A 16,793-nucleotide genomic window follows, 5' to 3' on the forward strand; every position below is an offset into this window, starting at 1 on the left:
CCTCGGATGTGTCGCTCAATATGCAGCTATGTACTTTTTCGTACTAAGGGGCACCCTATGGGGTCCGACATGACACGCACCCCTGTGACCCCGCTGCCCTCCCCCAAGGAGCGCCGCCGCCTGCGCGAGGCCCAGTCGCTGAGCCAGGCCGACGTCGCGGCCGCGGTGGGCGTCACCCGTGCGACGGTGCGCTCGTGGGAGAACGGCCGTACGACGCCACGCGGCACCAAACGGGATGCGTACGCACGACTGCTGACGGGCGCCGAGGAGGTGACCACGCATCAGGAGAGCCCGGCTCCCGCCCTGGTCGGCGCCGCCACCGGCCCCGTACAGGCGCCCCCCGACCGCGCCGAACCCACCCCCGAGCCGCCCTCCGACACCCCACCCGCCTCCGCACTCGCCCCCAGACCCGATCCCGCACTCGGCCCCGACCTCGCACTCGGCCCCAAACCCGAGCCCCTCCCCGCACTCGGCCCCAAAGCCGAACTCGAACCCCTTGCGGCCTCCCTGACGCCTGATCAAGCCTTCGACGCCCTCTACGCGTTCTGCGCCCCCGCCCTCGTACGGCAGACCTACCTGCTCACCGGGCGGCGCGAACTGGCGCGCGAGTCGGTGGAGCGCGCCTTCCAGCTGGCCTGGCACCGCTGGCCCGAGGTGGCCATGGACCGCGACCCGGCGGGGTGGGTGCGGGCGACCGCGTACGAGTTCGCGCTCTCGCCCTGGCACCGGATGCGCCCCCGGCACCGCAACCCGGAGCCGCCGCCCACCGCCCCCGCGGACCGCGCGCTGCTCGACGTACTCCTGCAGCTGCCGCCCGTGTACCGGCGGACCCTGCTGCTCTACGACGGGGTCGGGCTCGATCTGCCGGAGACCGCGGCCGAGACGGAGGCGAGCACGCCCGCGGCGGCCAACCGGCTGCTGCGCGCGCGTGAGGCCGTGGCCACGCGGCTGCCGGAGCTGGCGGAGCCGAAGGAGTTGCACCGGCGACTCGCCGAGGTCGCCTCCGCCGAGCGGCTGCGCGCCGCGAAGCCCACCACGGTCCGCTGGGGCGGAGAGCAGCGCGCCCGGCACTGGACCCGCGCCGCCATCGCCTTCACGGTCGTCCTCATCGGCGCCACGACACTGACGCTCCGTACGGCCCCGGACCACTACGAGCCGCCGCTGGCGCCCGGCGCCACGGTGCACGGGGTGCCGCCCCGGGTCGCGCCCGGGCCGCTGTCCGCGGAGGAGCTGGCCCTGCGCGCCAAGCTCAAGGGGGAGACGGCCAGCGGGCCGGAGCGGCTGGTTCCGAAGGCAGGCTGAGCCGGGTACGACGACGGGCTCGCACCCCGGTGGGGATGCGAGCCCGTTCAGTCTGGAGAAGGTCCAGCCTGGAGAAGGTCAGCCGGCGAGGATCTCGCGGGCCAGCTTCGCCGTCTCGGTCGGCGTCTTGCCGACCTTGACGCCGGCGGCCTCGAGGGCCTCCTTCTTCGCGGCGGCCGTGCCGGAGGAGCCGGAGACGATGGCGCCGGCGTGGCCCATGGTCTTGCCCTCGGGCGCGGTGAAGCCGGCGACGTAGCCGACGACCGGCTTCGTCACGTTCTTGGCGATGAAGTCCGCCGCACGCTCCTCGGCGTCGCCGCCGATCTCACCGATCATGACGATCAGGTCGGTGTCGGGGTCGGCCTCGAACGCGGCGAGCGCGTCGATGTGCGTCGTACCGATGACCGGGTCGCCACCGATGCCGACGGCGGACGAGAAGCCGATGTCACGGAGCTCGTACATCATCTGGTACGTCAGCGTGCCGGACTTCGAGACCAGGCCGATGCGGCCCGGCTTCGTGATGTCGCCCGGGATGATGCCGGCGTTCGACTGGCCCGGGGTGATGAGACCGGGGCAGTTCGGGCCGATGATGCGGGTCTTGTTGCCCTTCGACTTCGCGTACGCCCAGAAGGCGGCGGAGTCGTGGACGGCGATGCCCTCGGTGATGACGACCGCGAGGGGGATCTCCGCGTCGATCGCCTCGACGACGGCGGCCTTGGCGAAGGCCGGCGGCACGAAGAGGACGGACACGTTGGCGCCCGTCTTCTCCATGGCCTCGGCGACCGTACCGAAGACCGGGATCTCGGTGCCGTCGATGTCGACGGACGTGCCCGCCTTGCGCGGGTTCACGCCACCGACGATGTTCGTGCCGTCGGCCAGCATGAGCTTGGTGTGCTTCATGCCCGTGGCACCGGTCATGCCCTGGACGATGACCTTGCTGTCCTTGTTGAGGAAGATAGCCATGGCGGTTGTTTCCCTCGTCCCTTACTTCGCAGCCGCGAGCTCGGCGGCCTTGTCGGCCGCGCCGTCCATGGTGTCCACGCGCTGGACCAGCGGGTGGTTGGCGTCCGACAGGATCTTGCGGCCCAGCTCGGCGTTGTTGCCGTCCAGACGCACGACCAGCGGCTTGGTGACTTCCTCGCCCTTGTCCTTGAGCAGCTGGAGCGCCTGGACGATGCCGTTGGCGACCTCGTCACAGGCGGTGATGCCGCCGAAGACGTTGACGAAGACGGACTTGACGTCCGGGTCGCCGAGGATGATCTCCAGGCCGTTCGCCATCACGGCGGCGGAGGCGCCGCCACCGATGTCGAGGAAGTTGGCGGGCTTGACGCCGCCGTGGTTCTCACCGGCGTACGCGACGACGTCGAGGGTGCTCATGACGAGACCCGCGCCGTTGCCGATGATGCCGACCTCGCCGTCGAGCTTGACGTAGTTGAGGTTCTTGGCCTTGGCCGCCGCCTCGAGCGGGTTGGCGGCGGCGTGGTCGACCAGCGCCTCGTGCTCCGGCTGGCGGAACTCGGCGTTCTCGTCCAGCGACACCTTGCCGTCGAGCGCGATGACGCGGCCGTCGGCGACCTTGGCGAGCGGGTTGACCTCGACGAGGAGGGCGTCCTCCTTGATGAAGGTGTCCCACAGCGTCACCAGGATCTCGGCGACCTGCTCGGCGACCTCGGCCGGGAACTTCGCCTGGGCGACGATCTCGCGGGCCTTCTCGATCGAGACGCCCTCGTTGGCGTCGACCGGGACCTTCGCGAGGGCCTCGGGGTTCTCCTCCGCGACGACCTCGATCTCCACGCCGCCCTGAACGGACGCCATGGCGAGGAAAGTGCGGTTGGTGCGGTCGAGGAGGTACGAGACGTAGTACTCCTCGGCGATCTCGGGCGCGGTCTCGGCGATCATCACCTTGTGGACCGTGTGGCCCTTGATGTCCATGCCGAGGATGTCCGTCGCCCGGGCGACGGCCTCGTCCGGGGTGGCGGCGAGCTTGACGCCGCCGGCCTTGCCGCGGCCACCGACCTTCACCTGGGCCTTGACGACGGACTTGCCGCCAAGACGCTCGGTCGCCTCGCGGGCTGCCTCAGGCGTGTCAATGACTTCACCGGCCAGCACCGGTACACCGTGCTTGGCGAAGAGGTCCCTCGCCTGGTACTCGAACAGGTCCACGCGCGTCCGTCCCTATCAGTGATCTCGCGGTTCGTTGGATGCGTGGGCGTGCCGCGAAGGGCAACGTGACGTCCGCTGTCACAAGGGTGGCGCACACGGTGTCCGAGCGCGCGGCATGTCCGTCTCGCAGGTTATCGCCGCAGGACGTGGGTCCCTAAATCGCAGGTCACACCTGAGCGGTGATACCTGTCACAGATCTGGCCGGGACGGGGCCTCACCAGGCTGGGGTTTGCCTGGTGAGGCCCCTCGAACAGCCCCTGAGGGGCCCAGGGAGGGTGGTCCCCACCCCAATGGGGGCGACCCTCCCCATCCGCGGGGTTTCGGTCGGACACGGCCGACGGCTTTCGGCCGTCCGGGCCGTGGCCCCGCGGAGTCGGTCGGTGGGTACAGCGAGCGGTACGAGCGGTACGGCGGGAGGGACGGTCAGACGCTGTACGTGCCGTACGGGGGGGTGCCGTACGGGGGGGTGCGGACAGCTCGGCGTGACGGACTCGGCCGCACGTCGTCCGCGACGCCCGCCTCGGATCCGCCGACATTCCTCTCGACGCCCTAGGCCAGACCGGTGGCGCCGGCGGATTTTCTTGCCGGAGAGGGTCCAGATGGGGACCGGATCGGGGCCGGAGAGGGTCTGGAGAGGGTCTGGAGAGGGTCTGGACGCGGGCAGACCTGTTCCGCCCCCGCGCGGCAGGCCGACATCGGGGAAAGGACCGTCCTAGCCGGGGAAGACCGGAATGTCCCGGTATCTATCCCGGGTCTCGGCCGCGGTCACCGCCGCGGGAACGCCGGGCACGAGCCGTAGCGGCACCCGGTGACTCGGAGTGACGACGGCCTGAGGATCGCCGTGGCGCGGCGTGCCGCTGTCGACGGCCGACTGGCCGCCCAGCGCGCCCGAGGGGTCGCCGGGGGGTGCCTGCCGGTCGGGCCCCGGTCCCGGCGCCGCCCCCCGGCGCTCGCCGCGCACGACGACACCGGCCGTGTCCGTACCGAGGCGGGTAGGGCCGTAGTACGTCGGACCGACAGGCCCGGCGTCCGCGTGCCGCACCACGGCATGCGACGACGAAGGCATGGGCCCCGCACCCGAGTGCTGGGGGCCCGAACCGGCGGACGGAACCTGACCCCCCGCACCCGGAAGCACAGGCGGACCGGGCAGACCAGGCAGTTCCGGCACCTCGGGCAGGGAGGGCAACGAGGGAAGGGACGGCAGGGTCCTCGGCGGCGCTTGGCCCAACCCGCCGGTCACCGTCTCCACGAGATCACCGACCGGCCGTACGACGCTGTCGGCAGCCGGCCCCACGACGTGCCGGACGGTGTCGGTCACATGGGTGACGGTGTCGCCGACCTGAGCGACGGTGTCCGTGACGTGAGCGTGAGCGACGGTGTCCGTGACGTGAGCGTGAGCGACGGTGTCCGTGACGTGAGTGACGGTGTGGGCCGCCGAGCGCGCCACCGGGAGCGGAGCAGCCGGCTTCACCACCCGTACCGACGAACTCGCAGGAACCGTCGGAACCAACCCGTCCGCCGCATGCGCCCGCTCCCCGCAAAGGAGCCCGAGCGCGAACAACCCGGCCACCAGCAGCGCCAGTCGCAGCGCACGCCGCCCGGCCGCCGTGCGCGGCATGCGCAGAGCGGCACCGGCGAGGGGCGGTTCGACGACGGGCAGGGTCAAGACGGGGTGATCCTCCGTGCGGCGGGAAGAGGCGTCGATCCTCGCACGGGTCTCCTGAGGTCGCGCAAGCCCCCTGTCGCCGCTCCGCTCCTCTGCTCTTCCTCTCCCCACGTCTCCTCAGGCGGTGTCCGGTATCGGGAGCGGCCGTTTCTCGATCGCCGCCGCCATCACCTCGGGAAACAGGTCGGGCGTACAGGCGAACGCCGGTGCGCCCAGCGCCGCGAGCGCCGCCGCGTGCTCATGGTCGTACGCGGGCGCCCCTTCGTCGGACAACGCCAGCAGCGTCACGAACTGCACCCCCGACGCCTTCATCGCCGCGACCCGCTTGAGCATCTCGTCGCGTATACCCCCTTCGTAGAGGTCGCTGATGAGCACGACCACCGTGTCGGCGGGCCGGGTGATCTGCGACTGGCAGTACGCCAGCGCCCTGTTGATGTCCGTACCGCCGCCCAGCTGGGTGCCGAAGAGGACGTCGACCGGGTCGTCGAGCTGGTCGGTCAGATCGACGACGGCCGTGTCGAAGACGACGAGCCGCGTGGCGATGGACCGCATCGACGCGAGGACGGCGCCGAACACGGAGGCGTAGACGACGGACGCCGCCATGGATCCCGACTGGTCGATGCAGAGGACGACCTCCTTCTTCACGGACTGCGAGGCACGCCCGTAGCCGATCAGCCGTTCGGGCACGATCGTGCGGTACTCGGGCAGGTAGTGCTTCAGGTTCGCCGCGATCGTGCGGTTCCAGTCGATGTCGTGGTGACGAGGTCTGCTGATGCGTGTACCGCGGTCGAGGGCGCCGGTGAGAGTCGCCCGCGTGCGGCTCGCGAGCCGCTTCTCCAGATCCTCCACGACCTTGCGCACGACGGCCCGCGCCGTTTCCCTCGTCGTCTCCGGCATGGCCTTGTTGAGGGAGAGCAGCGTGCCGACCAGGTGCACATCGGCCTCGACCGCTTCCAGCATCTCGGGCTCCAGCAGGAGGGTGGACAGCCCGAGCCGGTCGATGGCGTCCCGCTGCATGACCTGTACGACGGACGAGGGGAAGTACGTCCGGATGTCCCCGAGCCAGCGCGCGACCGACGGCGCCGACGCCCCCAGCCCCGCCGAACGGTCCCGCCCGGACCGCCCCTTGCCGTCCTTCCCGTACAACGCGGTGAGCGCCCCGTCCATCGCCGCGTCCTGGCCCGCGAGCACGCAGCCGGTGCCGTCCGCCTCCTCACCCCCCAGCACAAGCCGCCACCGCCGCAACCGCTCGCCGCCGGCGTCGGTGGGTCCGCCCGGAGCGTTCGATCCGGTCGCTTCCACAGGTGCCGCTGTCATCGGGCCACCCCCGCAAAGTCGTCGTCTTGGGCCTCGTCCAGCCCCAGCAGCAGGCTCAGCACCGGCAGGACCGCGTCGGCGCGCCCGAGGTCGAGGTCGGGCGCGAACCCGGGGATGCCGGAGGCGGCGGCCTCGGCGCTCCCCCGCGCCCCCGGGCCACGCCGGACCAGCTCGCCCAGCGTTCTGCGCACCCCTGCCTCGTACGCCGCGAACGTGCGCCGCAGCAGTGGCAGCACATCGGTGAACGCCTCCGCCGGCACCCCGGTCAGCCACGCGTCCACCAGACCGAGCAGCCGCTCGTCGTGCACGAGCAGCATCCCGCCCCCGGAGCCACCACCGACGAACCCCTCGATCCACGCGGCCGCGTCCCCCGGTTCCGTACCCGGCGACAGCACGAGACCCATGAGCAGCGCGGCTTCGTCCTGCTCCAACTCCCCGTCGTCCAGGAGCAGTCGTACCGCCCGCCCGCGGATCACCCCCGGCACGGTGTCCCGCCCGGTCAGCACCCGCAGTACGGAGTGCCAGCGCTCGCGTATGCCGTCGGAGGCCGCCGTGCCCGGCTCCCCCAACAGCCCCACCGCGCCGTGCACCGCGTCCACATGGCGTCGCATGTGCTCGGCGGCCTCGGCGTCGAGGGCCGCACAGGCCGGTGGGAGCCCGACGAAGATCCGCTCGGCGAGGCCCACGGCGACGTCCGTGAGCGCGTGTGTGTCCGTACCGCGCACATCGCCGTACCGCAGGGAGCGGACCAGCGCGGGCAGGGCCTGGGCGAGGTGGCCGACATCCGCGTCCAGCGCCGCCCGGTCGGCGAGGACTCGCATCACCACGGGCAGCGCGTGCGGGAGTTCGGCGAGCAGACAGCGCTCGGCCAGTGCCGTGACATCGGCCAGGGCGTGCGCGGCGACGGCGTCCGCCTCAGTCTTGCCGGTCGCCGCCGACAGCACCGTCGTGCCCCAGACCCCGGCCTCGGCGACCCGCACGGACAGCTCCGGCTCCCAGCACAGCCGCCAGGTCTCCCGGAAGGTCCCCGTGCTGCCGCGCGAGGCGGTGGGCTCGCCCCACGCGATACCGAGCAGCCGCAGCCGGTGCAGGAGTCTGCTCCGCCCGGCGTCGGTCTCCCCCCGCAGGTCCAGCTCCACCTCCCGCTCCATCGGCTCGGGTTTCAGCCGCAACCGCTTCTGCGCACGCGCCAGGTCGCGCTGCAACGGCACCGCGGGAGCGGACCGAGGCACCTCGCCCAGCACATCGCCGACCACGAGCCGGTCGTGCACGAGCCCCAGTGGCACGTCCGAGCCCTCGCACATCACGGCCCGTACGGCGTCGGTGGTCTCGGTCAGCCCGGGCAGTGGGCGACCGCGCATCGCGGCGAGGGTGTCCGCCAGCCGTACCGCCTCGATGACGTGCGCCGAGGACACCATCCGGTCCTCGTCGCGCAGCAGCCTCGCCACCTTCGTCATCCAGCGCTCGACGGGACGGTCCGGGGCGGCGAACAGATGCCCGTACCAACCCGGCGCGTCGATGCCCGCGCCGTACCCGCTGACCCGCGACAGCCTCCGGTGCGTCCAGGGCACCCACGTCATGTCGGCCTTGGCCTTGGGGAGCCCCTTGAGCAGCGCCCGATCGGCGGCCACGGTCCTCTTCTGCCGCAGCGCAGGCACGTGCCAGGCCCCGCACACCACGGCCACCTCGTCCCCGAACTCCCGCTGCGCCGCCCGCATCTGGAGCCGCATATACGCCTCGCGCACCAGGTCCCGGTCGTGTCCCCCGGCCCCGTAGGCCTCCCGCAGTGCCTCCATCGCCTCCTCCAGCGCGGTGAACGGCGCGAACGGGTCGGCCCCGATCCCGGCCCCGCCCCGGTGCTCGACCACGTCCTCCCACCAGCGCTCGGGATCGTCGTAACCGGCCGTCTCCGCGAGTACGGCGAGGGGGTCGATCCGCACGTCCGCGTCGACGGAACGGTCGGCCGCACCGGTCTCCTTCTCCTCTTCGTTCCCCCACGCCAGCGTGTGGGTCGCCGGGAGGTCGATGAAGCGGGCCGGGACTCCGTGCTCCAGGGCCCACCGGATCGCCACCCACTCGGGGGAGAACTCGGCGAGCGGCCAGAAGGCGGAGCGGCCGGGCTCGTCCACGACATGGGCGAGGAGCGCGACGGGAGGACGCATGTCCTTCTCGGCGGCGAGCGGGATGAGGGCGTCCGCCTCCGGGGGTCCCTCGATCAGTACGACCTCGGGCGTCGCCGCCTCCAGCGCGGCCCGCACAGCTCGGGCCGACCCCGGGCCGTGATGCCGCACCCCCAGCAGGAACGGCCCCGCCGTGAAGGTCGTCATGCGCTCACCTCCCGGCAGGCCCGGTAGAAGTCCTTCCAGCCGTCCCGCTCGCGGACGACCGCCTCCAGATATTCCTGCCAGATGACCCGGTCGGCGGCCGGATCGCGGACGACGGCGCCGAGGATGCCGGCCGCCACGTCGGACGCGCGCAGGACACCGTCGCCGAAGTGGGCGGCGAGGGCCAGGCCGCCCGTGACGACCGAGATCGCCTCGGCGGTGGACAGCGTGCCGCTGGGCGACTTCAGCTTGGTCCGCCCGTCGGCCGTGACCCCGTCGCGCAGCTCGCGGAAGACGGTGACGACACGACGGATCTCGTCCATGCCCTCGGGGACGGCGGGCAGGTCGAGGGACCGGCCGATCTGGTCGACACGCCGCGAGACGATGTCGACCTCGGCGTCCGCGCTCTCCGGCAGGGGCAGCACCACCGTGTTGAAGCGGCGGCGCAGGGCGCTGGACAGCTCGTTCACCCCGCGGTCGCGGTCGTTGGCGGTGGCGATCAGGTTGAAGCCGCGGACGGCCTGCACCTCCTGGCCCAACTCCGGTATCGGCAGGACCTTTTCCGACAGGATCGTGATCAGCGTGTCCTGCACGTCCGCCGGGATGCGGGTCAGCTCCTCGACCCGGGCCGTCATGCCCTCGGCCATGGCCCGCATGACCGGGCTCGGCACGAGGGCGTCCCGGCTGGGGCCGTGAGCCAGCAGCTGCGCGTAGTTCCAGCCGTACCGGATCGCCTCCTCCGGTGTGCCCGCCGTGCCCTGCACCAGCAGGGTCGAGTCGCCGCTGACCGCCGCGGCCAGGTGCTCGGACACCCACGTCTTCGCGGTGCCGGGCACGCCGAGCAGGAGCAGGGCGCGGTCGGTGGCGAGCGTGGTGACGGCGACCTCGACGATGCGGCGCGGTCCCACGTACTTCGGTGTGATCACCGTGCCGTCCGGCAGCGTGCCGCCCAGCAGATAGGTCGCCACCGCCCACGGCGACAGCCGCCAGCGGGCGGGCCGCGGCCGGTCGTCCTGCGCGGCCAGCGCGGCGAGTTCGGCGGCGAAGGCGTGCTCGGCATGTGGTCGCAGCGCGTCGCCCGCGCTCTCGCTCACACCTTCACCCAGGCCCTCGCTCACGGGCGGACGGACGGTCGTCGGTTCAACGGACGCAACGGGCACGGACATGGCTCGCTCCCCCTCCAGCTCGGCCGGTTCGGATCTGGTTCCACCGTGCACCACGCCACTGACAATGCGCTCTGACCTGCGCAAATACGCTCGCGAAGGTCGATTGTCAGTGGCGGGACCTACCTTCGATGACATGACTCAGCAGGGGGTGCGCTGGACGGCGGATCAGGTGCTGGCACTGGCGCCTGATGCCGCGTCACGTACGGCCGGCGGCAAACTCGGCGTGGCCGGGCCGTGGTCGGAGGCAGGCAGTTCTGACGAGGGGACGGTATGGGGACTGTGCAGGGGAAGCGGCAGCAGGCCTTATCAGACAGTCATCGACATCGCGGACTCCACCGGGCCCGCGTACACGTGCAGTTGCCCGAGCCGGAAGTTCCCGTGCAAGCACGCGCTGGGACTGCTGCTGCTCTGGGCGGGCGCGGACGGTTCGGTGCCGCGGGGGCCGGCGCCGGACTGGGCGGAGCAGTGGATAGAGGGGAGACGAGAGCGAGCGGGGGAGAAGGGGACGACGGGCGGGGGATCTGGGACGGCGTCACCGGGCGATCCGGAGGCGGCGCGACGCAGAGCGCAGCGGCGGGCCGAGCGGATCACCGCGGGGACGGCGGAGCTGGAGCAGCGGTTGGCGGATCTGCTGCGGGGCGGCCTCGCGTCGGCCGAGCAGGCGGGGTACGGGATGTGGGAGGAGACGGCGGCCCGCATGGTCGACGCGCAGGCGCCCGGACTGGCCGCGCGGGTCAGGGAATTGGGGGCGATCCCCTCCTCCGGACCCGGCTGGCCCGTGCGGCTGCTGGAGGAGTGCGCGTTGCTCCATCTCCTCGACCAGGGCTGGCTGCGCCGTGAGCGGCTGCCGGACGGCCTGGCCGCGACGGTTCGCTCGCGGGTGGGGCTGCCCGGTTCGGCGGACGGGCCACCGGTGCGGGACCGCTGGCTGGTCCTCGCCCAGTACGACACGGCGGACACCCGGCTCACGACCCGCAGGATCTGGCTCTACGGCGCGAAGACCGACCGCACCGCGCTGCTCCTCTCCTATGGGGCCGCCGGCCGCGCGCCGGAGCTGACGCTGCCGGTGGGGCTGGCCTTCGAGGCGGAGGTGTCCGCGTATCCGGGCGCCGGACAGCTCCGAGCGGCCCTGGGTGAGCGGTTCACGCCGCCCGCCCCCGCGCGGACGCGTCCACCGGGGCTGACCGCCCCCCAGGCGGCGGCCCGCTTCGGCGAAGCCCTGCGGGCCGACCCCTGGCTCGACTCCCACCCGGTCACGCTGGCCCGGGTGATACCCACCCCCGACGGCGGCACCTGGCAACTTGCGGACGCCGAGGGCAACTTCGCCCTCCCGATCGCCCCTTCCCTTCTCTCCCGACCCGGACTGTGGCGCCTCGCCGCCCTCTCCGGCGGCGCCCCCGTCACGGTCTTCGGAGAGTGCGGCCACCGCGGCTTCACTCCCCTGACGGCCTGGCCGGAGGGCGACGGGGAGCCGGTGTCCCTGTGCTGACCACCAGCACCACCGGCACCGCTGGCACCACCGGCACCACCAGCACCGCCCACAGCACCAACACCAACACCAACACCACTGTCCCCGCTCAAGCCATCAGCACCGCCTCCCCACGGAAAGGACGCTCATGAACACGACCTCCGCCTCCGCGGGCGCGCCCGTCGGTGGTTCCTGGGAGGAGCTCGTCACGATGGCCCTGCTCGGGACCGAGCGGCGCCCGCCTCCCGCCTGGGCCGCCGGGCGCGAGGCACCGATGGCCCTGCTGGACGCGGCCGCGGTGGAAACCCTGCGGCGGCGGGCCGGGGTGCGGGCCGCACGGGCGGCCGCCCGTCCCGAGCCCGCCGCGCCCGACCCACGACCGGCCCTCCCGCCCGCCGCGGCCCATCGACTCGCGACGCTGCTGGCGGACCGGCCCGGCACGGGAGGCGGCGGCCGCCGGGGCACGGCGCCCGACCTCATGGAGCTGCTGCCGCAGTGGCTCGCGCTGGCGAACGCGCGGGGTTTCGCACCGCCCCCGGAAGCACTGCCCGCGCTCCTCGACGCCGCCCGGGGCCGTACGGACCTGCGGCCGGCGGCCCTGTCCTTCGCCGGGCCGCGCGCCCTGTGGCTCGCCCGGCTGAACCCGGACTGGCGCTTCGCCCTGCGTTCGCTGCCCGGCGGCGGCACCACGCTGCCCGGCCCAGAGGACCCCGAACGTACGCAACGGCTCTGGCAGGAGGGTCTCTTCGCCGAGCGGGTCGCACTGCTCACATCGATACGGGCCCAGGACCCCGGGGCCGCACGCGAGCTGCTCGCCACCAGCTGGGCGACCGAGCGGGCCGAGGACCGGCTGATGTTCCTCGACTCCTTGCGCTCCGGACTGTGCGCGGCGGACGAACCGTTCCTGGAGCGGGCGCTCGCCGACCGGAGCCGCAACGTCCGGGCCACGGCGGCGGAACTGCTGTCCGCGCTGCCCGGTTCGGCGCTCGCCGCGCGGATGGCGGCACGGGCCGGCTCATGCGTGGCCGTCGACCGGACTCGGGGCACACCCTCGATCGTCGTCGAGGCGCCGCACGAGTGCGACGCGAGCATGGAGCGCGACGGTGTTGTACCGAAAGCTCCGGCGGGACGAGGGGAACGGTCGTGGTGGCTGGGCCAGTTGGTCGAAGCAGCGCCGCTCGGGACGTGGTCGCGACGGCTCGGCGGACGTACGCCGGAGGAGATCGTGGCGCTTCCGGTGACGGACGACTGGCGGAGCGAGCTGCATGCCGCGTGGTGCCGGGCGGCGGTGCGGCAGCGGGACCCGGGCTGGTCCCGGGCTCTCCTCGGGACGCCGTCGGCTCCGGAGGCCGGCGGCCCGGGGGCGGTATCGCTGGCGGAGCGGTCGAAACTGCTCGCGACGCTGGGCTCCGCCGAGCGGGCCGAGTGGGTGGCGGGGTTCATCGCCACGCACGGTTTGTCCGAGGCGTTCCAGCTGCTCGGGGTCTGCGCGGTGCCGTGGGCGGGGCCCCTGGGACGGGCGGTGGTCGACGCGCTCAATATCGCGCGGGACGCGGGGAGTTATCCATGGAGCTTCAGTGGGGTGATGGGGCTGGCCGAGCGGTGCCTGGATCCGGCGGAGGCGGGGCGGCTGGAGGGACTCACGGCGGTCGCCGACGAGCCGGAGAACGCGGCGCCCGGTGCCGGTGGCTACTGGGCGGAGGCCTTCCAGCGCCTCGTCACCACCCTGCGTCTGCGCGCGGTGATGTCCTCGGAGCTGGATGGTGCGGAACCACGCTGACAGGAGCGCCCCTTGAGGGCCGCGGGGAACCGCGCGACCAGCCCCCACCCACCCGGGGCCGCCCCACGAGCAAGGGGGACCGCACCCCCGCCGGAGAGGCGCTACGCGCCGGCCGGCTGGCGTACGTTCGCCCGGACCCACTCCACGATCGACGCGGTCGTCGCGCCCGGCGTGAAGATCTCGGCGACGCCCTTCTCCTTGAGCGGCGCGATGTCCGCCTCGGGAATGATCCCGCCGCCGAAGACCTTGATGTCCTCCGCGTCGCGCTCCTTGAGGAGATCGATGACCGCGGCGAACAGTGTGTTGTGGGCGCCGGAGAGGATCGAGAGGCCGATCGCGTCGGCGTCCTCCTGGATCGCGGTGTCGACGATCTGCTCCGGGGTCTGGTGGAGCCCGGTGTAGATGACCTCCATACCGGCGTCGCGCAGCGCCCGCGCGATCACCTTGGCCCCGCGATCGTGGCCGTCGAGCCCCGGCTTGGCCACCACCACGCGGATCGGACCGGCTGCCACACCCATCACTGCCTCCATGAACGGACTTCATCGACCGCCCCGCACCGCACCGGCAGGGGAAGTGAACGAACGTTATCGTCAGATCCGTGCAAACCGCAGTTTCCCGCTGAAGACCGAGGGGGAAATCACACGGTGGGACACATTCGCCGCGCACCGCTCCGCGTCACTGCGGCACACGCGCCGCAGGGATCTGCGACGCGCGGGCCGTGGCCGGAGCCTGCGCAAGGAGAGCCGCCAGCAGGTGGCAGCACCACCGTCGCATCACGGAGGCGCGACGGCGGTGCGGCGCACCGGCGGGAGCACGACGGCAGGGAATCCCGTCGCGTCACCGGCGCACCACACGCCACGGACGCACCGTCGGCAACCGCCCACGCCATCGCCACCGGCACCACCACCGCGGCTTTCCACGAGGGCACACGGGGGACAGAGCGGTCCCGCTGCGTGCCGACTGGAGGTCGGCCATGAAGGTCACCGGGGCTGAGTTGCCCTTTCTCCCTCTCCGTCAGCGCCTGCTGCCCAGCCGACTGACCGGGCTCTCGGTGGCCCTGTTGAAGGCGACGGCCCTGGAGCTCGCCATCCTCGCCGGGCACCTCCTCCTCTATCCGTCCGGCATCACCCAGGAGCGCCGCGGCACCTCCGCGCTCCCCCGGCCCGACGCGCCCCGGCTGCCCACCGGGACCAAGCCGCCGGTCGTGCTGCTGCACGGCTTCATCGACAACCGTTCGGTCTTCGTGCTGTTGCGCCGCAACCTCGCCCAGCACGGCAGGCAGCACATCGAGTCGCTCAACTACTCGCCGCTGACGAACGACATCCGCGCCGCCGCGGAGCTGCTCGGGCGTCACATTGAGGACATCTGCGAGCGTACCGGGCGCGACCAGGTGGACATAGTGGGGCACAGCCTCGGCGGACTGATAGCCCGCTACTACGTTCAGCGCCTCGGCGGGGACCTGCGCGTGCGCACCCTGGTCACGCTCGGTACGCCGCACGCGGGCACGAAGGTCATTCCGCTGATGAACGCGCACCCGATCGTCCGTCAGATGCGCCCGGGTTCCGAGGTGATCGAGGAGCTGCGCAAGCCCGCGCCCGACTGCCGCACGCAGTTCGTGAGCTTCTGGAGCGACCTCGACCATCTGATGGACCCACTGGAGACCGCCTCCATCGATCACCCGGACCTGCTCGCGCAGAGCGTCCAAGTGAGCGGAATCGGACATCTCGCCCTGCCCGTCCACCCCGCGGTCGCCGCCGGGATACGGCAGGCACTCGACTTCGAGGAGACACAGGCCCGCCCCGCCGCCGCGCCCGCCGCCGAAACCGGGGGCCTGACAGTGGCGTAACACCCCCACAGAACATCCTCAACATCGAACGGCAATCGAACGCCAGGCCAAAGCCGTGCCCGCCGTCCCCCGAAACACGGCCGAATGCCCGTTTCCCGAGCGGAGGAAACCTGCGGAAGATTGTCGCGCCCGCGTACCGCCGGGTACAGTCGCCGCACTGCTCTGCCAGCCCCTGTTGTCGAGGCGAAAGAGAAGTTGGTGAACGACCGTCACCCGTCGGGGACCGTAACGCCCCCGGCTCCGGCCTCCGATGCCGCCGCGGCGCCCTATGCGTCGTACGGTGGCCAGGAAGCCCAGTACGGCGACTTCACCTCGTACGACGGCTACGCCACCACCGGTACGTACGCGACCGGGAGCTTCGAGACCACGGGTTTCGAGACCTCGACCTTCGCGGCCGACCCTCTCTTCGGCGACATGTCGGGCGGCGACGGCACGGGTTCGTACGACGCCACGCAGTGGGGCACCGGCAGCCACCAGATGCCGCACTACGACCCGTACGCCGCGCAGCACCAGGCCGCGTACGACACGGGTGCCTACGACACGACCGCCTGGGCGAGCGGATACCAGCAGCTCGCCGACATCCCCGCGCAGCGCCCGGGCCCCGAAGGCACCGGCCAGTGGGACGCGACCGCCTGGCTCCAGGCCGAACAGACCGGCCAGGCCCAGCAGTGGACCGCGCACACCCAGGAAACGGGCGCCTACGACGCCACGCAGTGGAACACCGCGGGCGAACACGACCCGTACGACGGGTACGAGCAGCACCAGCAGGCCGATTCGTACGAGCAGCAGCTCGCCGCCGAGGCCTACGAGCATCAGCCGGTGTCCGAGTCCGACGTGGACGACCGGCCCTTCGACCAGCAGGCGACCGCGACCTTCGAGCAGGTGTCGTACGAGGAATCCGGCGCCCCGGAGGACGAGTTCGAGGACGCCGGTGACGCGCAGGACGCGCCGCTGCTCGAGGGCATGGAAGAGATCATTCCGGCCCCCCGTGCCGCGAACCGGTCCGCGTCCCGTTCCCGGCGACGCAGCCCGGCGAAGCGTTCCGCCTTGCTGACCGTCGCGGTGCCCTCGGCCTGTGTGATGGGGGTCGCGGGGATCGCCGCCGCCTCCGTGGGCACCATCGGCGGGAACGACAGCAAGGACAACACGACCCTCAGCGCGTCCGACGGGACCGCGGTGAAGCCGTCGGCCGCCAACAACAAACTGGACACCCAGCTCCAGAGCCTCTCCGCGGGCGCGGACGACTTCGCCGACCGGGCCAGCCGGACGCAGGAACGTATCGACCTCAAGGCTCAGCAGGCTGCCGAGAAGCAGAAGGCGGCGGCGGAGGCGGCTCGCAAGGAGCGGCTGCGGCCGAAATTCGTACTCCCGGTCACGCAGAAGGGCCTCAGCGCCTACTTCGGCCAGGCCGGCATCAACTGGATGTCCGTGCACACGGGCATCGACTTCCCGGTGTCGTACGGCACACCGGTGATGGCCGCGACCGACGGCACCGTACGGACGCAGTGGAACAGCGCGTACGGAAACATGGCGATCGTCACCGCGATGGACGGCACGGAGACCTGGTACTGCCACCTCTCCAGCTACAAGGTGCCGTCGGGGACGGTCGTGAAGGCCGGAGACCAGATCGCCTTCTCCGGGAACTCCGGCAACTCGACCGGTCCGCACCTGCACTTCGAGGTCCGCCCCGCGGGCGGCTCGGCGATCGACCCGCTGCCGTGGCTGCGCAGCCACGGCCTGGACCCGACGTGACCCACGGGG

12 protein-coding genes are annotated in these 16,793 nt (G+C 72.2%); 5 read left to right on the plus strand and 7 right to left on the minus strand.

The annotated features are described in order from the left end of the window. Positions 1-69 precede the first annotated feature (69 nt). Positions 70-1,302 carry a sigma factor-like helix-turn-helix DNA-binding protein gene (locus tag ACIRA5_RS12350; protein ID WP_403690063.1) on the plus strand — a complete coding sequence of 411 codons (1,233 nt, stop codon included), beginning with the start codon at positions 70-72 and terminating at the stop codon, positions 1,300-1,302. A 78-nt stretch (positions 1,303-1,380) separates the two neighbouring features. On the opposite strand, the gene sucD is transcribed toward ACIRA5_RS12350, so the two are convergent. From sucD to ACIRA5_RS12380, 6 genes are all read right to left on the minus strand, one after another. After that, positions 1,381-2,265: a succinate--CoA ligase subunit alpha gene (gene sucD, locus ACIRA5_RS12355; RefSeq protein WP_060901445.1), complete on the minus strand. Its 885-nt coding sequence runs from the start codon at positions 2,263-2,265 to the stop codon at positions 1,381-1,383. Between the two features lie 21 nt (positions 2,266-2,286). After that, positions 2,287-3,465 carry an ADP-forming succinate--CoA ligase subunit beta gene (sucC, locus tag ACIRA5_RS12360; protein ID WP_060901446.1) on the minus strand — a complete coding sequence of 393 codons (1,179 nt, stop codon included), beginning with the start codon at positions 3,463-3,465 and terminating at the stop codon, positions 2,287-2,289. A 712-nt stretch (positions 3,466-4,177) separates the two neighbouring features. Beyond that, positions 4,178-5,131 carry a hypothetical protein gene (locus ACIRA5_RS12365; RefSeq protein WP_403690067.1) on the minus strand — a complete coding sequence of 318 codons (954 nt, stop codon included), beginning with the start codon at positions 5,129-5,131 and terminating at the stop codon, positions 4,178-4,180. A 117-nt stretch (positions 5,132-5,248) separates the two neighbouring features. Next, entirely contained in the window at positions 5,249-6,448 is a 1,200-nt protein-coding gene (locus ACIRA5_RS12370) for a VWA domain-containing protein (RefSeq protein ID WP_403690068.1), read from the minus strand. Further along, on the minus strand, positions 6,445-8,775 hold the full coding sequence (locus ACIRA5_RS12375; protein ID WP_403690069.1) for a DUF5682 family protein: 2,331 nt from the start codon (positions 8,773-8,775) through the stop codon (positions 6,445-6,447). Before ACIRA5_RS12375 ends, ACIRA5_RS12370 begins: the two co-directional genes overlap by 4 nt. Continuing rightward, positions 8,772-9,938, minus strand: a complete 1,167-nt coding sequence (locus ACIRA5_RS12380; protein ID WP_403690071.1) for an AAA family ATPase — start codon at positions 9,936-9,938, stop codon at positions 8,772-8,774. Before ACIRA5_RS12380 ends, ACIRA5_RS12375 begins: the two co-directional genes overlap by 4 nt. A gap of 133 nt (positions 9,939-10,071) precedes the next feature. On the opposite strand from ACIRA5_RS12380, the gene ACIRA5_RS12385 reads away from it, so the two are divergent. Both ACIRA5_RS12385 and ACIRA5_RS12390 read left to right on the plus strand, forming a co-directional pair. After that, positions 10,072-11,427 carry an SWIM zinc finger family protein gene (locus ACIRA5_RS12385; protein WP_403690074.1) on the plus strand — a complete coding sequence of 452 codons (1,356 nt, stop codon included), beginning with the start codon at positions 10,072-10,074 and terminating at the stop codon, positions 11,425-11,427. Between the two features lie 127 nt (positions 11,428-11,554). Then, a complete protein-coding gene (locus tag ACIRA5_RS12390; protein ID WP_403690076.1) occupies positions 11,555-13,186 on the plus strand; it encodes a DUF5691 domain-containing protein in 1,632 nt (543 codons plus the stop codon). 101 nt (positions 13,187-13,287) lie between these two features. Here the strand turns inward: ACIRA5_RS12390 and ACIRA5_RS12395 are convergent, their stop codons facing one another. Continuing rightward, entirely contained in the window at positions 13,288-13,704 is a 417-nt protein-coding gene (locus tag ACIRA5_RS12395; RefSeq protein ID WP_067366859.1) for a cobalamin B12-binding domain-containing protein, read from the minus strand. A 455-nt stretch (positions 13,705-14,159) separates the two neighbouring features. On the opposite strand from ACIRA5_RS12395, the gene ACIRA5_RS12400 reads away from it, so the two are divergent. Both ACIRA5_RS12400 and ACIRA5_RS12405 read left to right on the plus strand, forming a co-directional pair. Then, a complete protein-coding gene (locus tag ACIRA5_RS12400) occupies positions 14,160-15,032 on the plus strand; it encodes an esterase/lipase family protein (RefSeq protein ID WP_403690079.1) in 873 nt (290 codons plus the stop codon). 84 nt (positions 15,033-15,116) lie between these two features. Next, positions 15,117-16,784 carry a peptidoglycan DD-metalloendopeptidase family protein gene (locus tag ACIRA5_RS12405; protein ID WP_403690081.1) on the plus strand — a complete coding sequence of 556 codons (1,668 nt, stop codon included), beginning with the start codon at positions 15,117-15,119 and terminating at the stop codon, positions 16,782-16,784. The last annotated feature ends 9 nt before the right edge of the window (positions 16,785-16,793 follow it).

This window comes from Streptomyces sp. NPDC096311, from assembly GCF_044763085.1.
GTDB lineage: Bacteria > Actinomycetota > Actinomycetes > Streptomycetales > Streptomycetaceae > Streptomyces.